The sequence below is a fragment of the Streptomyces sp. NBC_01334 genome, from assembly GCF_035983595.1.
GTDB lineage: Bacteria > Actinomycetota > Actinomycetes > Streptomycetales > Streptomycetaceae > Streptomyces > Streptomyces coriariae.
On the sequence record NZ_CP130718.1, the window covers coordinates 6,218,479 to 6,241,978 of the forward strand.

Genomic DNA, 23,500 nt, shown 5'->3' on the forward strand with positions numbered 1-23,500 from the left:
CATGACCCCACGTCTCACTCTGGCGGTGGCCGCGGCCACCCTCGTGATGGTCGGCATGGCGCCCGCCGCCGAAGCCGACACGGCCCCCAGCGTTCCCCCCGGTACCGAGCCCACCGCCACCGCGCCCGTGGAGGTCGACCCCAACGACCCCGACCTCAAGCTTCCCGAGGGCGGCACCCTCGCCGAGCCCAAGGTGCTAGACATCAAGCAGGTCGTCGAGGACGAGTCGGGTGACGAGCGCCGGGAGGACACCAACGCGGACGTGACGTTCGCGCTCCAGGCCGAGGTCCTCTTCGGCAAGGACAGCGCGAAGCTCGGCACGGAGGCGAAGTCCCGCATCGCCACGATCGCCGCGGAGATCAAGAAGCAGAACAACACCACCGTGGTCCGGGTCTTCGGCTTCACGGACAACCTGGGCTCCTCCGCGCACGGCGACGTCCTGTCGAAGCAGCGGGCGGACGCCGTCCAGGCGGAACTCGCGGGCGACCTCAACGACCCGGGCATCACCTTCGAGGTCCGTGGCTACGGCGAGCAGTACCCCATCTCCGACAACTCCACCGAGGCCGGCCGCAAGAAGAACCGCCGGGTGGAGGTCACGTTCCCGCGTACGGCGGGCTGACCCTCACCTCCACCCGCACTCCCACCCGCAACCCCCACCCCTCCATCGCCCCGGCCGCCGCCTCCAGCACATGCCGGGACCGCAGCCGGGGCAGGCCCAGCCGCCCCGGCCGCATGGTGCGTACGGCGATGACACGGAGCCGCCGGTCCAGATACGCGACGTCGATCGGCATGCGCATACGGAAGGTGTGCACGCTGCCGGCGGGCGACAGCAGCATCGCCCCGTCCACCGAGTCCCGCCCGAGCAACCCCCGGGTACGGGCCCGGTAGGAGGCGGCGATCTCCAGGGGCACCCGAAGACCGCCCCCGTCCCCGTCGCCCACCACGAGTTCTCCCCACCCGTCCCGCCAGCGCGCCATCCCGTCTCCCCTCGGCCGTGTCGCTACCCTCTGGACCGTCTGGATCCCTCGCACCGTAGCGAGCCGGAACACGAAGAGGGGACCTTCCTATGGGGAAGATCGTCCTGATCATGTCGATGTCCCTCGACGGGTACATCGAGGGCCCGGACCGCGACATCTCCTGGCACCAGGTCGACGACGAACTGCACCAGCACTTCAACGACATGGTCGGAGAGCTGGGCGCCCTGCTCAGCGGCCGGACCACGTACGAGCTCATGGCCGACTACTGGCCGACCGCGGACGCCGACCCGGACACCCCCGCCACGATGGCCGAGTTCGCCGCGATCTGGCGCGAGAAACCGAAGGTCGTGTACTCGCGGACGCTGGAACACGCCGACTGGAACACCACGATCGTCCGGGGCGTCGTCCCCGAGGAGGTCGCGCTGCTCAAGGAGCAGACGGGTGGTGACCTGGGGCTCAGCGGCGCCGACCTGGTCGCCGAGTTCCTGCGCCACGACCTCGTCGACGAGCTCCGCGTCTACGTCCACCCGGTCCTCGTCGGCCGGGGCAAACCCCTGTTCCCGCACACCGACGCGAGCATCCCGACCGTGTTCCGCCTCACCGAGTCCCACTCCTTCGGCAACGGGGTCGTGCTGCTGCGCTACGCGTGACGGGCCGTCGTAAATCGGCGGCACCCCGGCGGCCCCTCTGCCACCATCCCCGTATGGACGACAAGGGCCGGGACACCGGTGACGACAGCGACCACGCGGACCCCGCCTTCGAGGCACTGCTCGCCGAAGGGGCAGCCGTCCCCACCGAGGGGTGGGACTTCTCCTGGTTCGAGGGACGGGCCACCGAGGCGCGGCCCTCCTGGGGGTACGCGATGTCGCTGGCCGGACGGCTGGCGGGCGTGAGCGCCGCGCTCGACGTGCAGACCGGGGGAGGGGAGGTCCTGGACTTCGCGCTCGGCCGGGCAGCCCCCAAGGCCCCCGTCCTCACCGTCGCGACCGAGGGCTGGCCGGCGAACGTCGCCAAGGCCACCGCCCTGCTGGGCCCGCGTGGCATCGCGGTCGTCGCGTCCCCGGAGGACGCCCCGCTGCCCTTCGCGGACGCCGCCTTCGACCTGGTCGCCAGCAGGCATCCGGTGCGGCCCCTCTGGGAAGAGATCGCCCGCGTGCTCCGGCCAGGCGGCACCTACTTCGCCCAGCACGTCGGTCCGCGCAGCGTCTTCGAGCTCGTCGAGTACTTCCTCGGGCCGCAGCCGGAGGAGGTCAGCAGCGCCCGGCATCCCGAGCGCGAGCGTGCCGGGGCGGAGGCGGCGGGGCTGGAGGTCGTCGGGCTGCGGACGGAGCGGCTGCGTGTCGAGTTCCACGACATCGCCGCCGTGGTCCACTTCCTGCGCAAGGTGGTGTGGATGGTCCCGGGCTTCACGGTGGAGGCCTACCGGCCCCGACTCCGTGCCCTGCACGAGCAGATGGAGGCCGAGGGCCCCTTCGTCGCGCACAGCACCCGCCACCTCTTCGAGGCCCGCCGCCCGTAGTGCGGGACTGGCCAGGAACCGTCCTCCGCCTCCCGCTGCCCCGCCCGCCGCCTCCCGCGCTCCGGATCCTGCCTCCACAGAGTTTCCACATCGTTATCGCGATCGGTTCATATCCCCTGTCGACCTCGCGTAAGTTCTCCTTCGGGCAATTCGCGTGCGCAAAGCTGCGTGGACGTCACCGCGCAGTGGAGGGGGCTGCGCGGTGACGCCCGCGTCAAGCGGACGTTCGCGGCCGGGGTAGCCCGTCGGAGGGACGGACGGGCAACTGGTCGACCGAGCCTCAAGCTGCTCCAAAACCTCAGCTTTCCCGGGCAATCGCGCTCATCCCCCTGGGAATCCGTTGCGTTCCGGCCATGAGCCACCCATGAACAACGCATTCCGCGACCACCGGCGCGTCGCCGGACGACTCCGGAGAGTAGTTGTGGCGCGCCGATGCACGCAGCATCACTTACGAAGGGTTATGGTGGAAACCCCCCCTCGGGCCGGTCCGTCTCCCCCCCACGGACCGGCCCGTTTTTTTTGCCCAGGCACAGTCGCTCGGGCGGGGGCGGCGCCTCCCACCCCCGTCAACGGTCCAAGCCCCGCAGGGGTAGGCTGCGCCCCGCGGGGACCGCACCGTACGGAGGGGCTGACAATCACGTGAACCTGCGCGACAAGCTGCGCGGCCTTCTGGTCAGGCTGTACGCACGCCGGGTGGAAGGTCACCTGGACCACGCTCAGGTGCCGAAGCACATCGGCGTCATCATGGACGGCAACCGACGCTGGGCGAAGGCCTCGGGTTCCACCACCGTGCACGGTCACCGCGCCGGTGCGGAGAAGATCGAGGAGTTCCTCGGCTGGTGCACCGAGACGGACGTCGAGGTCGTCACCCTCTGGCTGCTGTCGACGGACAACCTCGACCGCCCCGACGACGAACTCGTCCCGCTCCTCGGCATCATCGAGGACGTCGTCCGCACCCTCGCCGCCGACGGCCGCTGGCGCGTCCACCACGTCGGCACCCCCGACATCCTCCCCTCCCATGTGCAGACCGCGTTGAAGGTCGCCGAGGAGTCCACCTCCCACGTCGACGGGATACTGGTCAACGTCGCCATCGGCTACGGCGGCCGCCAGGAGATCGCCGACGCCGTGCGCTCGATGATCGTGGACGCGGCGGACCGGGGGACCTCGATGGAGGACCTCGCCGACTCCGTCAGCGTCGACCTGATCGGCCGCCACCTCTACACCGGCGCCCAGCCCGACCCCGACCTGGTGATCCGGACCAGCGGCGAGCAGCGGTTGTCCGGATTCATGCTGTGGCAGACGGCCCATGCGGAGTACTACTTCTGCGAGGTCTTCTGGCCGGCCTTCCGCAAGGTGGACTTCCTGCGCGCCCTGCGGGACTACGCGGCCCGTCACCGGCGTTACGGCGGCTGAGGCACAAGTCGGCGGACGCCCTTCGAGGGCGTCCCGTGTACCCCGTTTGGGGCGGAAGTAACGAGGAGTTCACCGGCGCGCCGTCATATGCCGTGGCATGGCGGCGCATGTTCGAGGGCATAAGCCAAGCAGGTCGATGCCCGAACCACGGGTGTCGGATCTCAGCGGGCGGCACGGGGCCGTCCGCCCGGGAGGCCCTTTTGCACCAGCCCGACCGTGCGGTCACGGCACGGAAGAAGCAGCGGGGGGCCGGTTCTCGGCCCGTGCGAAGCGGCCGGAAACCGGTCCAGCTCCACTCCGTCGCTCCCCGACCTCATCCGAGGGGGTACGTCCTTCCGTGGTGACCAGCACAAAGCGCCGTATGCCAGACCGGCGCACCTATGTTCTCGACACCAGCGTTCTGCTGGCCGACCCGAACGCCCTGACCCGCTTCGACGAGCACGAGGTAGTGCTCCCCATCGTCGTGGTCACGGAGCTGGAGGCCAAGCGGCACCATCCGGAACTCGGCTACTTCGCCCGGCAGGCGCTGCGCCTGCTGGACGACTACCGGGTGAAGTTCGGTCGCCTCGACGCCCCCATCCCGATCGGGGAACTCGGCGGCACCGTCCGTGTCGAGCTCAACCACTCGGACCCCAGCGTGCTGCCTTCCGGCTACCGCCTGGGTGACAACGACTCTCGCATCCTCGCGGTGGCCCGCAATCTCCAGGCCGAGGGTTTCGACGTCACGGTCGTGTCGAAGGACCTCCCGCTGAGGATCAAGGCGTCGTCGGTCGGTCTCCTCGCGGAGGAGTACCGCGCGGAGCTCGCGATCACGGGCTCCTCCGGCTGGACCGGAATGTCCGAACTGACCCTGTCCGGTGAGCAGGTGGACATCCTCTTCGAGGAGGGGCACATCCACGTGCCCGAGGTCGCCGACCTTCCCGTGCACACCGGCCTGACCATCCAGTCGGAGCGGGGCAAGGCCCTGGGTCGGGTCACCGCCGACGGCGACGTCCGGCTCGTGCGCGGCGACCGTGAGGCCTTCGGCATCAAGGGCCGAAGCGCCGAGCAGCGCATCGCGCTCGATCTGCTGCTCGACCCGGACGTCGGGATCCTGTCCATGGGCGGCCGGGCCGGCACCGGCAAGTCCGCGCTCGCGCTCTGCGCGGGTCTGGAGGCGGTCCTGGAGCGCCGCCAGCACCAGAAGGTGATGGTCTTCCGGCCGCTGTACGCGGTGGGCGGACAGGAGCTGGGCTATCTGCCCGGTTCCGAGGCCGACAAGATGGGCCCCTGGGCGCAGGCGGTCTTCGACACGCTGTCCGCGGTCACCAGCCGCGAGGTCATCGAGGAGGTCACCGCACGAGGGATGCTGGAGGTCCTGCCCCTGACCCACATCCGGGGCCGCTCCCTCCACGACGCCTTCGTGATCGTCGACGAGGCGCAGTCGCTCGAACGGAATGTGCTTCTCACCGTTCTGTCCCGTATCGGCGCGAATTCCCGGGTGGTTCTGACCCACGATGTGGCGCAAAGGGACAATCTGCGGGTCGGGCGTTATGACGGCGTGGTCGCCGTCGTCGAGAAACTGAAGGGCCATCCGCTCTTCGCGCACGTCACGCTGAACAGGTCCGAGAGGTCCCAGATCGCAGCGCTTGTGACCGAAATGCTGGAGGATGGGCAGATCTGAATGACCCGCCCCAATTGACCGGGGGCAAGCGGTGATTGGCGCCGTCCGACAAAGGCTGTGAGCCTAGTCGGGCGGCGCCGGCGTATGTGGGGGTTTCGCGAAATCCCGAGGGTCCCCACGGGTGTGAGCTTTCACACGCAACTCGGAATTGCCTTGCGCAGTCTGGTTACGGCAAAGTCTCAGTCCTGTCAGGCCCCGCATGCGACACATCTGTGCCCCCAGCAGTACGGCACCGCTTGAGCATCACCTTCAACTCCATACCGACCGTCGTATGCCGCCCGTGCACCATGTGGCACTCCTTCACCGGGAGTTGCCCACCGGGCCCGTGTCTCCTGTGACCCCGCAGTTCGGAGACCAGCGACAAGGGCACGATTGCGTCCGCCAGGGTCACCGAAGCGGGCGATGCTGGAAGGAAAACCGTGTGAGCCGGATCTCGGTCCGGGGATTCGCAGTGGCCTCGGCCACGGCGGTCACCGCTGTCGGAAGCGTCGTCGGCGTTGCCTCGGGCAGCGTCGCGCAGCCCAACGACGCTGAAGCGACGGCCAGCGACGCGACGCTCCTCGCCGACATACCCGTGGGCCAGCAGGCCCAGGTGCAGACGGCGTCCCTCACGCAGCAGGCCAACGTACAGGCCATCGCCGCGGACGAGGGCGCGAAGAAGGACGCCGAGGAGTCGGCCCGCAAGGCCGCCGCCAAGTCGGCGATCGCGAAGAAGGAGGCCGCCGAAAAGGCTGCCAAGGACCGCGCGGAGGCCAAGGCCAAGGCCAGCCGCAGCGCGGGCGACTTCCCGATCCAGAGCTCCTACTCCATCGCGCAGATCCAGGCGATGGCGGCGCAGATGGTGCCCAGCGGCCAGTTCCAGTGCTTCAGCAACATCGTGGACCACGAGTCCAGCTGGAACTACCACGCCGTGAACGCCTCCTCCGGCGCCTACGGACTCTTCCAGGCCCTGCCCGCCGGCAAGTACGCGTCCGCCGGCTCCGACTGGCAGACCAACCCGGCCACCCAGATCAAGTGGGGCCTGAACTACATGGACAGCCGGTACGGCAGCCCCTGTGAGGCGTGGTCGTTCTGGCAGGCCAACCACTGGTACTGAGTCCACGCGGCCCTGGTCGTGCAGTTCTCCACCCGACGGCACAACAGAAGGAAACCGCGTGAGCCGGATATCGGCCCGGGGATTCGCCGTGGCCTCGGCCACCGCGGTCACCACTGTCGGCGCTGTCATGGGAGTAGCCCAGGGCAGCGCGGCCCAGCCAGGCGACGACGCCGAGGCGACGGCGGGCGAATCGACCCTCCTCTCGGACTTACCCGTAGGGCAGCAGGCCCAGGTGCAGACGGCCTCGCTGACCCAGCAGGCCGACGTCCAGGCCATCGCCGCGGACACCACCGCCAAGAAGACGGCGGAGGAGTCCGCCCGTAAGCAGGCGGCCAAGGACGCCGTGGCCAAGCAGAAGGCGGCCGTGGCCAAGGCGAAGGCCGTCCAGGAAGCCAAGGACAAGGCAGCCGAGGCCGCGAAGACCAAAGCCGCCGACGATGTCACCTCGACCTCGTCGGCCGGCAGCTTCCCGCAGCAGGCCTCGTACACCGTCGCCGAGGTCCAGGCCATCGCCCGCCAGATGGTGCCCAGCGGCCAGTTCCAGTGCTTCAGCAACATCGTGGACCACGAGTCCACCTGGAACTACCAGGCGGTCAACCCCTCGTCGGGCGCCTACGGTCTCGTCCAGGCCTATCCCGGCTCGAAGATGTCGTCCGCCGGCGCCGACTGGCGGACCAACCCGGCCACCCAGATCAAGTGGGGCCTGAACTACATGAACGACCGCTACGGCAGTCCCTGCGACGCCTGGGACTACTGGCTGGCCAACGGCTCGTACTGAGCCGCGGCCGCCCTCGGCCGCTCAACCCCGCGCAGCCCCTCCCCGTCCTAGGGGGAGGGGCTTTCGCCCTGTACGGTCGTTACGGCCGGGGCCGACGACTCCAGGGGGAGTGGTGGGGGAAGACGGGGGAAGAGGACGGATCATGTCGCGAGTTCCAGGATGGCTCGGCAGGCTCGGTGCCGGACTGAGCGAGATGGGTGAGCGGCTCGACGAACGGCGTGCCGAGGTCGAGCGGGAGCGGCGGGAGAGCGCCGCCGAACCGGCGCCGACACCGCCCGACACCGCCGTACCGGCCACCGAGGCCTACCCGGAGGAGTTCGTGCCCTCCGCCCCGCGTCCCGACCCCGCCCAGGCCGTGCCGTGGGGGGTCCGGGTCGCCGCCGAGGCGGGCTGGCGGCTGCTGGTGCTCGCCGGGACCGTCTGGGTCCTGATGAAGGCCATCAGCGCGATCCAGCTGGTCGTCATGTCCTTCGTGGTCGCGCTGCTCCTGACCGCGCTCCTCCAGCCCACCGTCGCCCGGCTGAAGCGGGCCGGAGTCCCCGGTGGTGCGGCCACCGCGCTGACGGCGATTCTCGGGTTCGTCGTCATCGGGCTGATGGGCTGGTTCGTGACCTGGCAGGTCATGGCGAACATCGACGACCTCTCCGGCCAGGTCCAGGACGGCATCGACGATCTGCGCCGCTGGCTGCTCAACAGCCCCTTCCACGTCACCGACAAGCAGATCAACGGCATCGCCAAGAACCTGCGGGACGCCATCGGCGACAACACGGACTCGATCACCTCGGCGGGCCTGGAGGGCGTCACCGTCGTCGTCGAGGCGCTGACCGGCATCCTCCTGGCGTTCTTCTCGACGCTCTTCCTGCTGTACGACGGCAAGCGCATCTGGGAGTGGACGCTCAAGCTGGTGCCGGCCGCGGCCCGGCCGGGCGTGGCCGGCGCGGGCCCGCGGGCCTGGGCGACGCTCACGGCGTATGTGCGCGGCACGGTGATAGTCGCGTTGATCGACGCGATCTTCATCGGCCTCGGCATCTACTTCCTCGATGTGCCGATGGCCGTCCCGCTCGCCGTCTTCATCTTCCTGTTCTCCTTCATCCCGCTCGTCGGCGCGGTCGCCTCCGGCGCGCTGGCGGTCGTGGTCGCGCTGGTCACCCAGGGCGTGTTCACCGCGGTGATGACCCTGGCGGTCGTGCTGGCCGTGCAGCAGATCGAGGGCCACATCCTGCAGCCGTTCATCCTCGGCCGCGCGGTACGCGTCCACCCGCTGGCGGTGGTCCTGTCGGTCGCCGCGGGCGGCATGGTGGCGGGCATCGGCGGCGCGATCGTGGCGGTGCCCCTGGTGGCCGTCACCAACACGGTGGTGGGCTACCTGCACACCTACTCCCGCGAACAGGCCCTGCGGCACGCACCACGGCCGAGGGGCGCGACAGCGGCAGGGGTGGCACCGGTGGCGTCCCCGGCGGCTCCTCCGGCGGGCTCCGCAGGGCCCGAGACGCCCGCGGACAAGGCTCCCTGAGGGAACGGCCGCAGTCTTTCAACCGGTCAAATGGGCTCCGAACAAAGCGAATTGAGTTCCTCCCCGGAGCAACTTCCGTCAGCTGAGGGCAGGTCGGAAATCCCTCGCTGGAATATGCGTACGGACTGATACACATTCCCTCCTCAGCGCTACGCGTCAGGCGTATGTGCGAGAGGTCCAAGGGGAGTGATGTCGGGCTACCAGCTGCTGGCACGCGACCTTGCCGCGTGCGGCCGGGACGGCTTCACCGGGGAACTGCGCGTCCTCGGCTCGCCCGGCGGCACCTTCCATCTGCACGGCGGGCTGGTCGTCGCGGTCGAGTCGCCGGGCGCGCCCGCACCCGAGGCGCTGCTGCTGCGCTCCGGCCGGATCGGTGGCGAGGAGTGGGCCGGGCTGGTGCGTGAGTCGGGCGGCGCGCGCTGGCCGGCCGCCGGGCTGATCGCCCACGGCTACGCGGGGGCCGCCCAGCTCCGGGTGGTCTGCGCGATGGCTCTCCAGGACGCCGTGTTCGCGGTCGTCGCGGGCAGCGTCGACGGCTGCGAGCGCGGTCCGGCGACCGGGGCACCGCCCGCCCCGGTCGCCGTGGGCGAACCGCCCACGAGACTGCTCCAGGTGGCGTCCCGCAAGCTCGGAGCGCTTCTGGAGCAGCCGTACCCGGTGCGCCCGGACCGGGAGCGGCCCGTGCCCGCCTCCCTGTCCTACGCGGCCGGCCGGCTCGGTGTGCTCCAGCGCGAGCTGCTGGCCCACGCCGACGGCCGGTGCACCTCCCGGGACCTCGCCTTCCGTACCGGGCGCGGGGTCTACACCGTGACCGTCGAGGTGGCCCGGATGCTGGGCGAGGGGCTCCTGGAGTGCGTGGAAGCGCCCCGGCCGATCCCGGTCCGGCTGCCGCCCGACGGGCACGGCATACGCCCCCGCGAACCGGCCCCGCCCCGGCAGCCGCCGGTGCCGGTGCCGGAGGCGACGGCCCTCCCGCGCCGCCGTCCAGGAGCCAGCGGCATCAACGAAGCCCTCACGACGGAACGGAACGGCACCGGCTGGAAGGAGTTCTTCCGCCTGCGGAACCCCACGGCGAAATAGCAGCCCCACGCAGGAAACAAGCGGAATCCGCCCCCCACGTAGACCCCCACGAAGAAGACGGTCATATGCGATCAGAATTAGGGGAGTTGCATTCATGGACCACACAGCCCTCGCGCGGGAGATGCGCGGCCTGCGGGAGCAGGTGACCGGTATCACCGACACGGCGCTGGCGGCGGCGGACGGACTGCTCATAGCCGCCGACACCGCCGACACCATCGACCCGGAGGGACTCGCGGCCCTCGCCGCGGCCGGCCTCGGCCTCGCCCGCCGCACCGCGCAGGCGACCGCCCGCGGCGCCCTGCACCGCACGGTGGCCTACGGCAGCCACGGCTGCGCCGCGTTCTACGCGGTCGGCGACACCGCGCTGATGGTCGTGCTCGGCGACGAGGGCATGGACGTGGAGCGTCTGCACCGGGCGACCCAACCCGCCCTGCGCCGCATCGACCTGATCCTGACCGACCGGACCGAGACGACCGTGAAGACCGCCGAAGGAGTCTGAAGGGATGGCGACGAAACGTATGACCCCAGGTTTCTCCGACCAGGTCATGGGCCTGGTCAAGTCACTGCGCACGGATGCCCCCGACTGCGTCGCCTCCGGCGTCGTCGACATGTCCACCGGCATGCTGCTCTCCTACGAGACCGTCGACAACCATCCGCCCGAGGTCCTGGACCTGCTGGCGGGTGCGACGCTCGACCTCTTCCAGGGCCGTACGGTCGTGATGATCGAGGACGTCTTCAAGGAGCGGCGCGGGGTCCAGAGCGAGAACCACTTCTTCCAGGAGATCCTCGTCAACAGTGAGAACCTCACGCACCTGTTCGTGCGGATGACCGAGCAGCAGGACGTCGTCGCGGTGGTCGTCTGCCGCAAGTCCGTCAACGTCGGCATGCTCTTCGCCCAGGTGCGCAGGGTGGTGCGGGAATACCAGCTCTGAACGCGGAACGGTCCCTCCCCGGGTGGGGAGGGACCGTCTGTTCAGCGCGCGCTCACCGCGCTCACGGTGCTCGCCGCGCTCATTCGGTGCGCAGGCCGTCCGGCCGCAGCAGTTTGAGCAGCGGGGGCAGACTCAGCAGCGTCACCAGCAGGACGACGGCCGCCCCGCAGCCGGTCATCGACAGCACACTCGCCCAGTCCACGCCCACCGGCGTGTCCGTCATCTTCAGCAGGATCGCGCCCAGGGTGATCCCCACCCCCATGGCCAGCAGCAGACCCAGCCCGATCGGGATCGCCGTCTGCCACAGCACCGACAGGCCCAGCGTCCGGCGCCGGGTGCCGAAGGCGACCAGGGACGACAGCAGCTTGCGGCGCTCGCGCAGCTGCTCCAGCTGGGAGACCAGCAGGCTCGCCCCGATCAGCAGCAGCACACAGGCGGAGCCGACGAGCAGACCGGTGCGGATGGTGGTGAACTTCGTGTCCTGCCGGGTGGACGACCACATCATCGGGTCGGCCAGCGGAGCCACGTGGAACGCCGTGTTGCGGGCGTACTCGTAGGCGTCGGGCACGGACTCGTCGATCGACAGGTAGATCTCACCGGTGGCCAGCTTCTCGGCGGCCGCGGGCAGCGCGCTCGGCGTCATCAGGAAGCCGCCGCGCTTGAAGTCGGTGAGGCCCTTGACCGAGTGGGCCTCGGTGATGCCCGCGGGGACGGTCCAGACGACGTCCTGGCTCTCCCCTGAGCTGGACGGTTCGATGTACAGCTTCTTGCCGGGCTTGTTCATCTGCGGCCCGTCTGCGGAGTACTCGTCGCCGTCGAGGACGAACATGTCGCCGTCCTTGCACGAGGGCAGCTTCGCCACCTCGCGCAGCGCCGGACAGGCACCCACGGTCAGCTCGGTGGAGAGGTTCGGGCCGTTCTCGCTGTTCCAGGAGGAGTCGCCCAGGTAGCCCTCCCACAGGGCCGTGACCTTGCTGACGGCCTTGGTGTCGGCGAACTTCTGGGCGGTCGCGGCCAGCGGAGCGCCGTCCGGCACCCGGACCTGCATCTGTGCCCGGGTGAGGTCCTGGCCGGTGGCCTCGGTGTAGTCGCCGTCCACGCCGGCGAACAGCATCTGGAGCGCGATCGCACCGGCCACCGCCACCGCGATGCCGTTGACCATCCGGGCCGCTGTACCGCTGCTCAACTGCAGCCTCCGTACAGCCAGTTGCCAGGCCACGCCACCGGAGCCGAGCCGGCCGACGACCGTCTCCACGAGCCACGGCAGCAGTGCGGTGATGCCGACGAGGATCAGGACGACGCCGCCGCTCACCAGGTACTGGTTGAAGTCGCCGTTGGTCTGGCCCTGCCCGATCATCGGGTAGAGCATCGCGAAGCCGCCCAGGGGCAGCAGCAGCCGCCACCACAGCCGACGCCGTGCGGGCTTCGCCGTGCGCACCACGCCGAGCGGCTCGATCACCACACCGCGCAGGGCGAAGAGGGTGACCAGGACCGCCGCCGCCGGCACCGCGAGGGCGACCAGCGCGGCCAGCGCGGGGGAGGGGTCGAGGTAGCTGGGCCAGACGCTGATGCCCATCACCTCCACCGAACCAGCCACCTGGCGGCCGATCAGGAAGAACACCGTGCCGAGGACCAGGCCCAGCAGCGCCCCGGCCATCGCCTCGCCGGCCGCGATACGCCGGGTCATCCGGCCGTCCGAACCGATCAGCCGGAGGGCCGCGAGCCTGCGGTCCCGCCGCTCACCGCCGAACCGCACGGCCGCGGCGATGAACACCGCCACCGGCATCAGCAGCACCACGATGACGACGAGGATCAGCAGGAGCAGCACCGGGTCGGTGTCCTCCTTCGAGGGGTTCGGGTTCCCGAACTCGTTCAACCGGGTCGCCCCGTAGCTCTCCATGTGGGAGGCGAGTTCGGTGGTGCCCGAGTAGTAGGCGAGTTCCTGGGAGCCGATCAGTCCGCTCTCCCCGATGGTCCCGACGATGCGGTACGGGAGCCGTTCCCGCAGCAGCGCCGAACCGTCGGCGGCAAGCAGCTTCTTCAGCGCGGGCGAGACCACCATGTCGCCCTCGGCCGGGAACCGGCTCAGGCCGGGCGGCAGCGGCGCGCGCGATCCTTCGGGTTCCACCAGCCGACCGCGTACGTCCTTGTCACGGAACGTCGTGTCGGCCTGCGCGATCAGCAGGGTGTCGTCACCCTTGGCAGGCTGCTCGCTGCCGAACGGCCAGTCCAGCCGCGCCTGTTCACGGTCGTGGCGCACCCCCATGGCGCTCGGCACCGCTGTCGTCAGCAGCAGGACCGCCACGCCGAGCCCGACGCCGACCGCGGTCAGTACGGCCCGTATCCAGCCCTCCCGGCCGCCGGCGAAGGCGAACCGGACCCCCAGGCCCAGGTCCCTGGACCACTGACGCAGACTCATACGACCCGCTCCATGTCCCGCGACTTCCCGTCCCGTACGACGATCTCGCGGTCGGAGTAGGCGGCCACCCGAGCCTCGTGCGTGACGAGGACGACGGCCGTGCTGGCCGACCGGGCCGCCTCGGTGAGCAGTTCCATCACGCGCTCGCCGTTGAGCGAGTCCAGGGCGCCGGTCGGCTCGTCGGCGAACACCACGCGCGGGCTGGTGACGAGCGAGCGCGCCACGGCCACCCGCTGCCCCTGTCCGCCGGACACCTCGCCGGGCCGCTTCTTGGCCAGGTCGTCGACCTCCAGCCGCTCCATCCAGCCCAGGGCGGTGCGCTCGGCCTGCTTGCGCGGGGTGCCGTTCAGCCGGAGCGGCAGTGCCACGTTCTCCACGCAGGTGAGTTCCGGCACGAGCTGCCCGAACTGGAACACGAAGCCGAACTCGGAGCGGCGCAGTTCGCTGCGCCGGGCGTCGCTCATCGTCGCGAGCTCGCGACCGTCGTACATGATCGAACCCGAGTCGGGCGTGACTATCCCGGCGAGGCAGTGCAGCAGCGTCGACTTGCCGGACCCGGACGGGCCCATCACCGCGACGACCTCGCCGGGGTGGATGGAGAACTCGGCGCCGGCCAGCGCCATCGTCGGCCCGTACGCCTTGTGCAGGTTCTCGGCGGCGAGCAGGGATCCCCCGGGGGCGTTCACGCGATCACCGCGGCCTTCAGTTTGTCGAGCCGGGCGGCGGCGAGCTCCAGCCAGCGCAGGTCGGCCTCGAGGTGGAACAGGGCGTGGTCACAGATCAGCTGGTCGGCGAAGTCGCCGGAGCGCTTGCGGTCCGTGAGGATGCGCATGCTGCGCAGGTGCTCGGCACGCTGGGTGTCGAGGATGTCGGCCGCGTCGCGGTGGGTCAGCAGCGCGAGGACGACCTTGGTGTACAGCGTCGACTGGAGATACGGCTCGGGTTTCTCGGGCGTCGCGAGCCACTGCGCGACGTCGGTGATCCCGGCGTCGGTGATCGCGTACCGCTTGCGCTCGGGGCCGCCGCCGGCCTCGATGCCGTCGACCTCGACGAGCCCGTGCTTCAGCAGACGCGACATCGTCGAGTAGACCTGGCCGTAGTGCAGCGGCCGGTCGTGACCGAACTTCTCGTCGAAGGCCCGCTTGAGGTCGTAACCGTGGCGGGGCCCGGACTCCAGGAGTCCCAGGAGGGTGTGACCGATGGACATGGAGAGGACTGTACATGCGGTGTATACCCGGTGTGTATACGTCCTGTGTGCAGGTGGCGGCGGTGAGTGGGAGTGCGCAGGTGAGGGCCGATTGTCACTGTTCTGCCACAGGCCCGGCGCCCTGCCTCGGGCCCGGCGTCTGCCACAGGATCGGCGTCTGCCTCGGGGGCGGCGTGCATCAGCCGGCCCGTCCGGGGGGGGGCTTGTCCGAGGGTGCTCTCGCTGTCCCTTGTCGTGAGGGAGGGGGAGGCGAAGCCGGTCAGGCGGGCGGGGGGCCGGGGGTCGAGCCGCCGGGGGGCCGGCCGCGACGGGGGAGGGGTCCGGTGTCGCCGGGCAGTCGCCCGGCCTCCTTGAGCGCCTTGCGCAGCAGGAACTCGATCTGCGCGTTCGCCGACCGCAGTTCGTCCGAGGCCCAGCGGGCCAGCGCGTCATGGACCAGCGGATCCAGCCGCAGCAGCACCTGCTTGCGCTGCTGCGGCCGACGCTGAGGGGTCGGACCCCCGGCTGAATCACTCACTGGTAGAGGGTCCCGGTGTTCAGTACCGGCTGGGGCGCACGGTCCCCGCACAGCACCACCATCAGGTTGGACACCATCGCCGCCTTCCGCTCGTCGTCCAGCTCCACGATGCCCTGTTCGGCGATGCGCTGGAGCGCGGCCTCGACCATTCCCACGGCCCCGTCCACGATCTCCCGCCGCGCCGCGACCACGGCGCCCGCCTGCTGCCGCTGGAGCATCGCCGAGGCGATCTCGGGAGCGTACGCGAGGTGGGTGAAGCGGGACTCGATGATCCGGACGCCGGCCGCCTCCACGCGGGCGTGCAGCTCTATGGCCAGCTTCTCGGTGATCTCCTCCGCGTTGCCGCGCAGCGAGAGGCCGTCCTCGTCGTGCGAGTCGTAGGGGTACTCGATGGCGATGTGCCGGACGGCCGCCTCGGTCTGGGTGGCGACGAACTCCAGGAAGTCGTCCACCTCGAAGCTGGCCTGCGCGGTGTCCCGCACGTTCCACACCACGACCGCGGCGAGTTCGATCGGGTTGCCGTAGGCGTCGTTGACCTTCAGTACGGCCGTCTCGTGGTTGCGGACCCGGGTGGAGATCTTCTCGCGGGAGGTGAAGGGGTTCACCCAGCGCAGTCCGTCCTCGCGGATGGTGCCCCGGTAGCGGCCGAAGAGCTGCACCACGCGGGCCTCGCCCGGCGACACCGTGTTCAGCCCGCACATCGCCAGGAACGCGGCGAGGGCGACCAGGATGCCGCCGGTGATCAGCGCCGCCTTGGGGCCGGCCGCGTCCACCTGGGCGCCGAAGGCGATCATCCCGGCGCCGGCGAGCAGTCCGGCCAGGCCGAGCAGCAGCGCGAGTCCGCCGGCCACGCTGTGCGCCGGGAACTCCTTCACGCGCGGGGCGGGCATCTCGGGCACGTCGACGGTGTCGGTGGCGGCTTCGGTGGTGGCCGAGGGGTCGTGAGTGGACATGGTGGGTCCCCGTTTCTCGTCGCCGCCTGATTCAGTAATCGGCGGCCTATCTAAGTGATATCACTTTAGCGCCTCATGGCAACCCTGTGCCACTCTCGTACGTCGGACTCGGTGGGGACGTCCGGGCGGTTCCCTCGCGCGGGGTGCTGATTCTCACGCCCCGTACGGACCGGACCGAGACCCCTTCGTCATAGACAGCGGTGTTAGCTTTCTGAGCTGACCTGCCCCTGCCCCCGGGCACTGGTGTGACTGCCGAGTAGGAAGCGGAGCGAGCGGACTCATGGGACGAGCGGAAGAGAGACGAGCTCGACAGCGCGGTGGGCGCCGCGCGGCGCCCAGGGGCCGCTCGGTGGAGACGGACTCGACGACCCCTTCGACGGCGGAGTCCGTGGCGACCGCCGAGGCGCCCGACACCGCTCCCGCGGCCGGCGGTCGCGCGGCCGCCCGCCGGGGCGCGAAGAAGAGCGGCAAGGGCACCAAGGGCAAGGCCGGCAAGAAGGACAAGAGCTTCATACGCCGGCTCTTCACCTGGAAGAAGATCCTCGGCACCTTCCTCGGCCTGACCGTGGCCGTCATCGGCGCCTTCCTCTGGCTGTACATGAGCACGCCGATCCCCGAGGGCAACCCCGACGCCGACCTCCAGAGCAACGTCTACGAGTACGACAACGGCGCGATCCTCGCCCGCGACGGCGAGGTCAATCGCGAGAACGTCGAACTCGCGAAGATCCCCAAAGAGGTCCAGCACACCTTCGTCGCCGCCGAGAACAAGTCCTTCTACACCGACGCCGGCGTCGACCTGAAGGGCACCACCCGCGGTGTCCTCAACACCCTCATGGGCAAGGGCGCGCAGGGCGGTTCGACGATCACCCAGCAGTACGTCAAGAACTACTACCTGACCCAGGAACAGACCGTCACGCGCAAGCTGAAGGAACTGGTCATCTCCCTGAAGCTGGACCGGGAGAAGGAGAAGGACTACATCCTGGCCGGCTACATCAACACCAGCTACTACGGCCGCGGCGCCTACGGCATCCAGGCGGCCGCCCAGGCCTACTACCGCGTCGACGCCGAGAAGCTGACCGTGCCGCAGGGCGCCTATCTCGCCGCGCTGCTCCAGGCCCCCAGCCAGTACGACTGGACCTCCGCCTCCGACACCGGCAAGAAGCTGGTCACGGCCCGCTGGAACTACGTCCTCGACAACATGGTCGAGCAGGACTGGCTGGACAAGGGCAAGCGCGACGCCATGACGTTCCCGGTGCCCAAGGAGCCCAAGGCCGCGCCCGGCAAGGAGGGCCAGATCGGCTACCTCGTCGACGCGGCCAACACCGAACTGGCCAAGCAGCTGGTGGCGCAGGGCGTCGCCGACGACTACGAGTCGGGCATGGCCCTGGTCAGGCGCGGCGGCTGGAACATCGAGCTCAACATCGACAAGAAGAAGCAGAAGGCGCTGGAGACGTCCGTCAAGGAACAGCTGACCAGCAAGCTGGACAAGAAGAAGCGCTCGGTCGACGGCGACGTCCAGGCCGGCGCGGTGTCGGTGAACCCCAAGACGGGCGCCGTCGAGGCGATGTACGGCGGTGCCGGCTACACCGACCACTACACCAACAACGCCACTCGCACCGACTACCAGCCCGCCTCGACCTTCAAGCCGGTCATCCTCGCCGCGGCCTTCGACGAGGCCGCCAAGACGCAGGACGGCGACCAGATCACCGCGAACACGATCTACGACGGCACCAGCAAGCGCCCGGTCGTCGGCAGCGACATCGGCTTCGCCCCGGAGAACGAGGACGACCAGGACTACGGCGACGTCACCGTCCAGACGGCGCTCAACAAGTCCATCAACTCCGTCTTCGCGCAGATGGGCGTCGACGTCGGCATGCCCGAGGTGCTGAAGGTCGCGGCCAACCTCGGCATGGACACCGCGGACCTCAAGGCCGTGCCCGCCCAGACCCTCGGCACCATGGGCGCGAGCCCCCTGCAGATGGCCGGCGTCTACGCCACCCTCGACAACCACGGCAAGCAGGTCACCCCGGCGCTCATCAAGTCGGCGGAGAACAGCGCCCACCCGGCGTTCAAGCACACCGACCCCATCGGGGAGCAGGTCATCAGCCGCGAGGCCGCCGACTCGGTCACCTCGGTGCTCACCGGCGTGGTCGACGACGGTACGGCGAAGAAGTCCGTGCGGGACAACCCGCTGCGCAAGGGCCAGAAGGTCGCGGGCAAGACGGGTACCTCCGACAACAACAAGTCGGCCTGGTTCACCGGCTACACCCCCGACCTGGTCACCTCGGTCGGCCTCTTCGGCGAGTCCGCGAAGGCCCCGCACCCCCAGGTCCCGCTCACCGGCGCGACGAACGGCCTGACCTCGGACGCGGGCCGCGTCAACGGTGGCGGCTTCCCGGCGCAGATCTGGGCGTCGTACACCTTCGGCGTCTCCACCAAGGTCACCAAGTTCGACCTGGACACCGACCAGGGCGCGGCGGTGCAGACCGCGTCGCCGTCCCCGAGCACCTCGCCGTCCGCGAGCACGTCCCCGTCCTCGTCCCCGTCGACGAGTTCGTCCCCGTCCTCCTCTCCGTCGACGAGTTCGTCCCCGTCCACGTCGTCGAAGCCGAGCTCGTCCCCGTCCAGCACACCGACGGGTGACACCTCGTCGGAACCGAGCACGGACGACCCGTCGACCGGGTCGGAGGATCCGGAGGACCCGCTCTTCGGCCAGTAGCGGCCACCGGCGGCAGCAACAGCGGAGGGGGCGCCCGGAAATCTCCGGGCGCCCCCTCCGCGTGGTTACCGCGTTCGCCTCAGCTCCGGTTCAACTCGAACCAGACCACCTTGCCGGTGCTGAGCCGGGTGGCCCCCCACCGCCGGGCCAGCCGGTTCACCAGATACAGGCCGCGGCCGCCCTCGTCGGTCGCCCGGGCCTGCCGCAGCCGAGGCAGCTGCGGCACGTCGTCGCCGACCTCGCAGCGCAGCACATCGGTGCGCAGCAGCCGCAGGGTCACCGGCCGCGTGGCGTACCGCACCGCGTTCGTGACGACCTCGCTGACCAGCAGCTCGACGGAGTCGGTCATGTCCTCCATCCCCCAGCGGGACAGCGCCCGCCGGGCCAGCCGGCGGGCCCGGCCGGGAGCCGCGTCCTCCGGTTCGAGGAACCAGTAGGCCACGTCGCTCGGCGCGATCCCGTCGAAGCGGGCGGCGAGCAGCGCGATGTCGTCGTCCCGGTCGCCCGGACCGAGCATGTCGAGCACCTCGTCGCACAGGGCCTCGAGCGGCGGCGGATGATCGGGGCCGGTCAGCTGGGCGGTCGCGGCGAGCTTCTCCCGCAGCTGCTCTATGCCGGTCGCCACGTCCCGCAGCCGGGACTCGACCAGGCCGTCGGTGTACAGCAGCAGCGTCGCCCCGGCCGGGGCGTCCAGCTCCACCGCCTCGAAATCGACCCCGCCCACGCCGATCGGCGCGCCCGGCGGCACCCGCAGCACCTCGGCCCGGCCGCCCAGGTGCAGCAGGATGGGCGGGGGATGACCCGCGTTGGCGATGGTGATGCGGTGCGAGACCGGGTCGTAGACCGCGTACAGGCAGGTCGCCATGCGGTCGGTGCCCAGCCGCTGGGCCTGCTCGTCGAGATGGTGCAGGACCTCCTGCGGCGGCAGGTCGAGGCCGGCGAGGGTCTGGGCCGTCGTCCGCAGCTGCCCCATGATGGCCGCCGAGGTCATGGAGTGCCCCATGACGTCGCCCACCACCAGCGCCACCCGGCTGCCCGGCAGCGGGATGGCGTCGTACCAGTCGCCGCCGACCCGCGCGGTCTCCGCCGCGGGCAGGTACCGGGAGGCGAGCCGCACGCCCGTGGGGCGCGGCAGGGTCTCCGGCAGCATCGTGCGCTGCAACTCGTCGGCGATGTACGCCTCACGGTCGTACAGCACCGCCTTGTCGATGCCCAGGGCGCTGTGCGTGGCGAGCTGGGCGGCCACCAGCAGATCGTCGTTCTCGAACGGGATGCGTTCCGGACGGCGCAGGAACACCGCGGCGCCGATCACCCGGCGGCGGCCCCGCAGCGGGGCCAGGACGGCCCGCTGACCGCTCGGGATGGCCAAGGTGCTGTCCTCGCCCAGCAGTTCCGGCAGCGCGGCGCGTGCGGCCGGATGGTCGGCGAACACCGGACGCACCCCGCGCAGCACCTCCGCGAGCGCCCCGCCGGGCCGCACCTCGCACAGCTCGCCGACCGCGGCCGACAGTTCGGCGGTCAGCTCGCCCGGTTCCGGCGGCGGCAGGGCGAGCGCCGCGAAGCCGGTCTCGGTGTCCCGTTCCTCCGGAATGCGGTCGGTGCGCCGCAGCCGCAGCATGATGCGGTCCGCCGCGGGCCGCTCGTCGCCCACGGGCAGCGGGTCGCGCAGATAGACGAGGATCGCGTCGGAGAAGGTCGGCACCGTGGCCCGGCACAGCCCCATCACGATCTCGTCGAGGTCCAGGCCGCGGGCGATCCGCCGGGTCGCGGCGCCCACGAAGCGCAGCCGGTCCCCGTCCCGCCGCATCGGCGTGGGCCGGCCGGGCGTCAGTGCCCCTCCGGCGCGCCGGTCCTGCCCGTCCGGACCCCGCTCCGGGCGCGCGTCGGTGCCCGGCTGGGCCGGGATGGACTCGGGCGCGGGGCGCGGCCGGTGGTCACCCACGCTCGGCTTGGCCCGCGCGGGAGGAGCCCCCATCGCCTCGTCGGACGCCGACGGCTGGGAGTGCTCGGTGCCGGAACCGGCCTCCGAACCGGCCGCATCCATTCCCGTGGCTCCCTGGCCGCCCATGCCACCCTTTCCGCCCTTGCCGCGCGGCGTCGTCGTACCCGAGGTGTCGGGAGGTAAGGCGGACTGGCCCGGCGCCGGTGCCTGGGTATGCAGCAGTGCCCCACGGGGGTCCGTGGGGTCGACGCCCTGGGGGCGTTCGTAGGAGGTGGGCTGCTCCGTCACGCGTGTCGAATCCGTCCGTCCGGGGCTGCGCGCCGCGCGCGCAGTTGGTCCCGCAGGAAACCCGATACCCGGAATACGTGCCCCCGGAACGGAATTCCCGCGTGGTCAGAGGTTGTTCCTGTGCCACCGGTGGACCGCGCGCGGCCCTGGGGGCCGACGTCGAGCGTCCCGCCGGTGTTGCCCTCGTACCCCTCGCTCACGTGCTGCCGCCCCTCGGTGACGTTCGGTCAGGCCCGGCGTCTGCTCCGGGAGTTACTGCCAGCGTGCCTTGCGGAGGACGATCCTACGTTTGTTGCCCGGGGGCGCATCAAGGGTCTCATGTGGACATGTGCGCGGGCGTACGGTCCCAGTCCTCCGGCAGCAACGGTACGGCCCAGGACGGATCCGGGCGCCAGTGCTGCCAGCCCTCGCTGAACGGAGGCCCCCACGCGCGGATCACCTCCACCGCCCTGCTGCCCGCCTCCCTCACCTGTTCGGCGACCGCCCGGTCCATCAGTCCGTCCTGCTGGGCCTGCGCGAACTCGTCCTCGTCACGCAGACCCCAACTGCGGTCCGGGTAGACGCAGATGTCGAGGAAGTGGTCCTCGGAGTCCACGCCGCCGTCCCAACGGGCCAGCGGCGTCTCCAGGTTGACGTACCAGTTCTTGAACTTCCAGCCCTGGTCCCAGAACAGCCACACCGACCACGGCTCGCCGGGCCGGGCCACCTTCAGCACCCCGGTGCCGAGCCAGCGTCCCCGCGCAACGGTACGCGGCTTGGTGTACCGGGTGCGCAGCGGCTCCTGGTGCGGCGGGGTGCCGTCCGCGAGCACCGGCTTGACGCACTGCGTGCCCGGGGCCAGCCACACGGCGAGCAGCTCCTCGTCGTCCCGCACGACGGTCACCGGGCGGGCGATGTGGAAGTTCACCCCGCCGTTCTCCCGGTAGCGCCACAGAATCCGGCTCCCGGGCTCCCAGAAGCCCGCCGCACCACCAGTTCCCACGCGTCTCACCGCTTCACCGTCTGCCATGCACAGATATTAGGTGCCATGGGCATACGACGCTGCGGCGCGCGTCACGGTTCTCGCGCCGGGGGCGCGAAAGCGCACGAGGGTTTACGGGTGTGTCATCCGCAGGACATCCAGCGCCTCGTCGAGCTGCTCGACCGTCAGATCGCCGCGTTCCACGTACCCGCCGTCCAGCACCACCTCGCGGATCGTCCGCCGCTCCGCCAGCGCCTTCTTGGCCACCTTCGCGGCCTCCTCGTACCCGATGTACTTGTTCAGCGGCGTGACCACGGACGGCGAGGACTCGGCGTACTCCCGGGCGCGCTCGCGGTGCGCGACGATCCCGTCGACGGTCCGGTCCGCGAGCAGCCGGGACACGTTGGCGAGCAGCCGGATCGACTCCAGCACGTTCCTGGCGATCACCGGCAGCATGACGTTGAGCTCGAAGTTGCCCGCCGCGCCCGCCGTGGCCACGGTCGCGTCGTTCCCGACGACCTGGGCTGCGACCATCAGCACGGCCTCCGGGATCACCGGGTTGACCTTGCCGGGCATGATCGAGGAGCCGGGCTGGAGGTCGGGCAGGCTGATCTCGGCGAGTCCCGTGCGCGGCCCCGAAGCCATCCACCGCAGATCGTTGGCGATCTTCGTGAGGCCCACGGCGATGGTCCGCAGCTGCCCGCTGGTCTCGACGACCCCGTCCCGCGCGCCCTGCGCCTCGAAGTGGTCGCGCGCCTCGGTCAGCGGCAGCCCGGTGGCACGGGCCACCTCCTCGATGACGGCCGCGGAGAAGCCGGGCGGCGTGTTGATGCCGGTGCCGACCGCGGTGCCGCCCAGCGGCAGCTCGGCGAGCCGGGGGAGCGAGGCGTTGAGCCGCTCCACGCCGTACCGCATCTGGGCGGCGTACCCGCCGAACTCCTGGCCCAGCGTCACGGGCGTGGCGTCCATCAGATGCGTCCGCCCCGCCTTCACCACGTCGGCGAACTCCGCGGACTTGCGCTCCAGGGCTGCCGCCAGATGCTCCAGGGCGGGGATCAGATCGCGGGTGACGGCGGCGGTGGCCGCGATGTGCAGGGACGAGGGGAAGACGTCGTTGGAGGACTGGGAGGCGTTGACGTGGTCGTTGGGGTGCACGGCCCGGCCCAGCCGCTCGGTGGCGAGCGTGGCGACCACCTCGTTGGTGTTCATGTTGGACGAGGTCCCGGACCCGGTCTGGAACACGTCCACCGGGAAGTGCTCGTCCCACCGGCCCTCGGCGACCTCCGCGGCCGCCTCCTGGATGGCGTCGGCGATGTCCTTGTCGACCACCCCGAGCCGCGCGTTCACCTTCGCCGCGGCTCCCTTGATCCGCGCCAGCGCCTCGATGTGCGCACGCTCGATGCGCTGTCCGGAGACGGGGAAGTTCTCGACGGCGCGCTGTGTCTGGGCCCGCCACTTGGCTTCCGCCGGGACGCGTACCTCGCCCATGGAGTCGTGCTCGATCCGGTATTCGCTCATGTCCG

At 70.6% G+C, this 23,500-nt stretch carries 21 protein-coding genes; 12 read left to right on the forward strand and 9 right to left on the reverse strand.

The genetic code is table 11. The annotated features are described in order from the left end of the window. Position 1: 1 nt before the first annotated feature. A complete protein-coding gene (locus tag OG736_RS28065) occupies positions 2-619 on the forward strand; it encodes an OmpA family protein (RefSeq protein WP_327184869.1) in 618 nt (205 codons plus the stop codon). Here the strand turns inward: OG736_RS28065 and OG736_RS28070 are convergent. Further along, positions 594-977 (reverse strand): DUF192 domain-containing protein, encoded by a 384-nt coding sequence (locus OG736_RS28070; protein WP_327184870.1) that lies wholly within the window; start codon positions 975-977, stop codon positions 594-596. The genes OG736_RS28065 and OG736_RS28070 overlap by 26 nt on opposite strands. 89 nt (positions 978-1,066) lie before the next feature. Here OG736_RS28070 and OG736_RS28075 point away from each other — a divergent pair, with 89 nt between their 5' ends. The 10 genes from OG736_RS28075 to OG736_RS28120 all read left to right on the forward strand — a co-directional run bounded on the left by OG736_RS28075 (position 1,067) and on the right by OG736_RS28120 (position 10,971). Next, entirely contained in the window at positions 1,067-1,627 is a 561-nt protein-coding gene (locus OG736_RS28075; protein ID WP_327184871.1) for a dihydrofolate reductase family protein, read from the forward strand. A 53-nt stretch (positions 1,628-1,680) separates the two neighbouring features. After that, complete coding sequence (locus tag OG736_RS28080; protein ID WP_327184872.1) at positions 1,681-2,496, forward strand: class I SAM-dependent methyltransferase; 816 nt, start codon at positions 1,681-1,683, stop codon at positions 2,494-2,496. A gap of 639 nt (positions 2,497-3,135) precedes the next feature. Beyond that, positions 3,136-3,909, forward strand: coding sequence for an isoprenyl transferase (locus OG736_RS28085; protein WP_057603155.1), 774 nt, complete (start codon positions 3,136-3,138; stop codon positions 3,907-3,909). 337 nt (positions 3,910-4,246) lie between these two features. Continuing rightward, on the forward strand, positions 4,247-5,572 hold the full coding sequence (locus OG736_RS28090) for an RNA 5'-3' helicase PhoH2 (protein WP_057603156.1): 1,326 nt from the start codon (positions 4,247-4,249) through the stop codon (positions 5,570-5,572). A gap of 421 nt (positions 5,573-5,993) precedes the next feature. Continuing rightward, positions 5,994-6,668 (forward strand): aggregation-promoting factor C-terminal-like domain-containing protein, encoded by a 675-nt coding sequence (locus OG736_RS28095; RefSeq protein ID WP_020128031.1) that lies wholly within the window; start codon positions 5,994-5,996, stop codon positions 6,666-6,668. Positions 6,669-6,726: 58 nt separating this feature from the next. Further along, on the forward strand, positions 6,727-7,446 hold the full coding sequence (locus OG736_RS28100) for an aggregation-promoting factor C-terminal-like domain-containing protein (protein ID WP_327184873.1): 720 nt from the start codon (positions 6,727-6,729) through the stop codon (positions 7,444-7,446). Between the two features lie 142 nt (positions 7,447-7,588). After that, positions 7,589-8,959 (forward strand): AI-2E family transporter, encoded by a 1,371-nt coding sequence (locus OG736_RS28105; RefSeq protein WP_327184874.1) that lies wholly within the window; start codon positions 7,589-7,591, stop codon positions 8,957-8,959. A gap of 189 nt (positions 8,960-9,148) precedes the next feature. Next, the gene (locus OG736_RS28110; protein ID WP_327184875.1) at positions 9,149-10,039 is read left to right on the forward strand and encodes a MarR family transcriptional regulator; all 891 of its coding nucleotides are present in this window, start codon (positions 9,149-9,151) and stop codon (positions 10,037-10,039) included. 94 nt (positions 10,040-10,133) lie between these two features. Continuing rightward, positions 10,134-10,538 carry a roadblock/LC7 domain-containing protein gene (locus OG736_RS28115; RefSeq protein ID WP_020128027.1) on the forward strand — a complete coding sequence of 135 codons (405 nt, stop codon included), beginning with the start codon at positions 10,134-10,136 and terminating at the stop codon, positions 10,536-10,538. A gap of 4 nt (positions 10,539-10,542) precedes the next feature. Beyond that, positions 10,543-10,971, forward strand: coding sequence for a hypothetical protein (locus OG736_RS28120; RefSeq protein ID WP_028806553.1), 429 nt, complete (start codon positions 10,543-10,545; stop codon positions 10,969-10,971). A gap of 79 nt (positions 10,972-11,050) precedes the next feature. Here the strand turns inward: OG736_RS28120 and OG736_RS28125 are convergent, their stop codons facing one another. The 5 genes from OG736_RS28125 to OG736_RS28145 all read right to left on the reverse strand — a co-directional run bounded on the left by OG736_RS28125 (position 11,051) and on the right by OG736_RS28145 (position 16,067). Next, positions 11,051-13,390, reverse strand: a complete 2,340-nt coding sequence (locus tag OG736_RS28125) for an ABC transporter permease (RefSeq protein ID WP_327184876.1) — start codon at positions 13,388-13,390, stop codon at positions 11,051-11,053. Beyond that, a complete protein-coding gene (locus OG736_RS28130) occupies positions 13,387-14,076 on the reverse strand; it encodes an ABC transporter ATP-binding protein (protein WP_327184877.1) in 690 nt (229 codons plus the stop codon). Before OG736_RS28130 ends, OG736_RS28125 begins: the two co-directional genes overlap by 4 nt. After that, entirely contained in the window at positions 14,073-14,597 is a 525-nt protein-coding gene (locus tag OG736_RS28135) for a PadR family transcriptional regulator (RefSeq protein ID WP_327184878.1), read from the reverse strand. The genes OG736_RS28130 and OG736_RS28135 overlap by 4 nt, the downstream gene beginning before the upstream one ends. 259 nt (positions 14,598-14,856) lie before the next feature. After that, entirely contained in the window at positions 14,857-15,114 is a 258-nt protein-coding gene (locus OG736_RS28140) for a type II toxin-antitoxin system antitoxin (RefSeq protein ID WP_327184879.1), read from the reverse strand. Continuing rightward, positions 15,111-16,067 carry an SPFH domain-containing protein gene (locus OG736_RS28145; RefSeq protein WP_327184880.1) on the reverse strand — a complete coding sequence of 319 codons (957 nt, stop codon included), beginning with the start codon at positions 16,065-16,067 and terminating at the stop codon, positions 15,111-15,113. Before OG736_RS28145 ends, OG736_RS28140 begins: the two co-directional genes overlap by 4 nt. A gap of 280 nt (positions 16,068-16,347) precedes the next feature. Here OG736_RS28145 and OG736_RS28150 point away from each other — a divergent pair, with 280 nt between their 5' ends. Continuing rightward, on the forward strand, positions 16,348-18,786 hold the full coding sequence (locus OG736_RS28150; RefSeq protein ID WP_327184881.1) for a transglycosylase domain-containing protein: 2,439 nt from the start codon (positions 16,348-16,350) through the stop codon (positions 18,784-18,786). A gap of 79 nt (positions 18,787-18,865) precedes the next feature. Here OG736_RS28150 and OG736_RS28155 read toward each other — a convergent pair whose 3' ends face one another. From OG736_RS28155 to OG736_RS28165, 3 genes are all read right to left on the reverse strand, one after another. Further along, entirely contained in the window at positions 18,866-21,016 is a 2,151-nt protein-coding gene (locus OG736_RS28155) for a SpoIIE family protein phosphatase (protein ID WP_327184882.1), read from the reverse strand. A gap of 316 nt (positions 21,017-21,332) precedes the next feature. Further along, a complete protein-coding gene (gene fomD, locus OG736_RS28160; RefSeq protein WP_327184883.1) occupies positions 21,333-22,025 on the reverse strand; it encodes a cytidylyl-2-hydroxypropylphosphonate hydrolase in 693 nt (230 codons plus the stop codon). An 84-nt stretch (positions 22,026-22,109) separates the two neighbouring features. Further along, on the reverse strand, positions 22,110-23,495 hold the full coding sequence (locus tag OG736_RS28165) for a class II fumarate hydratase (protein WP_327184884.1): 1,386 nt from the start codon (positions 23,493-23,495) through the stop codon (positions 22,110-22,112). Between the last annotated feature and the right edge of the window lie 5 nt (positions 23,496-23,500).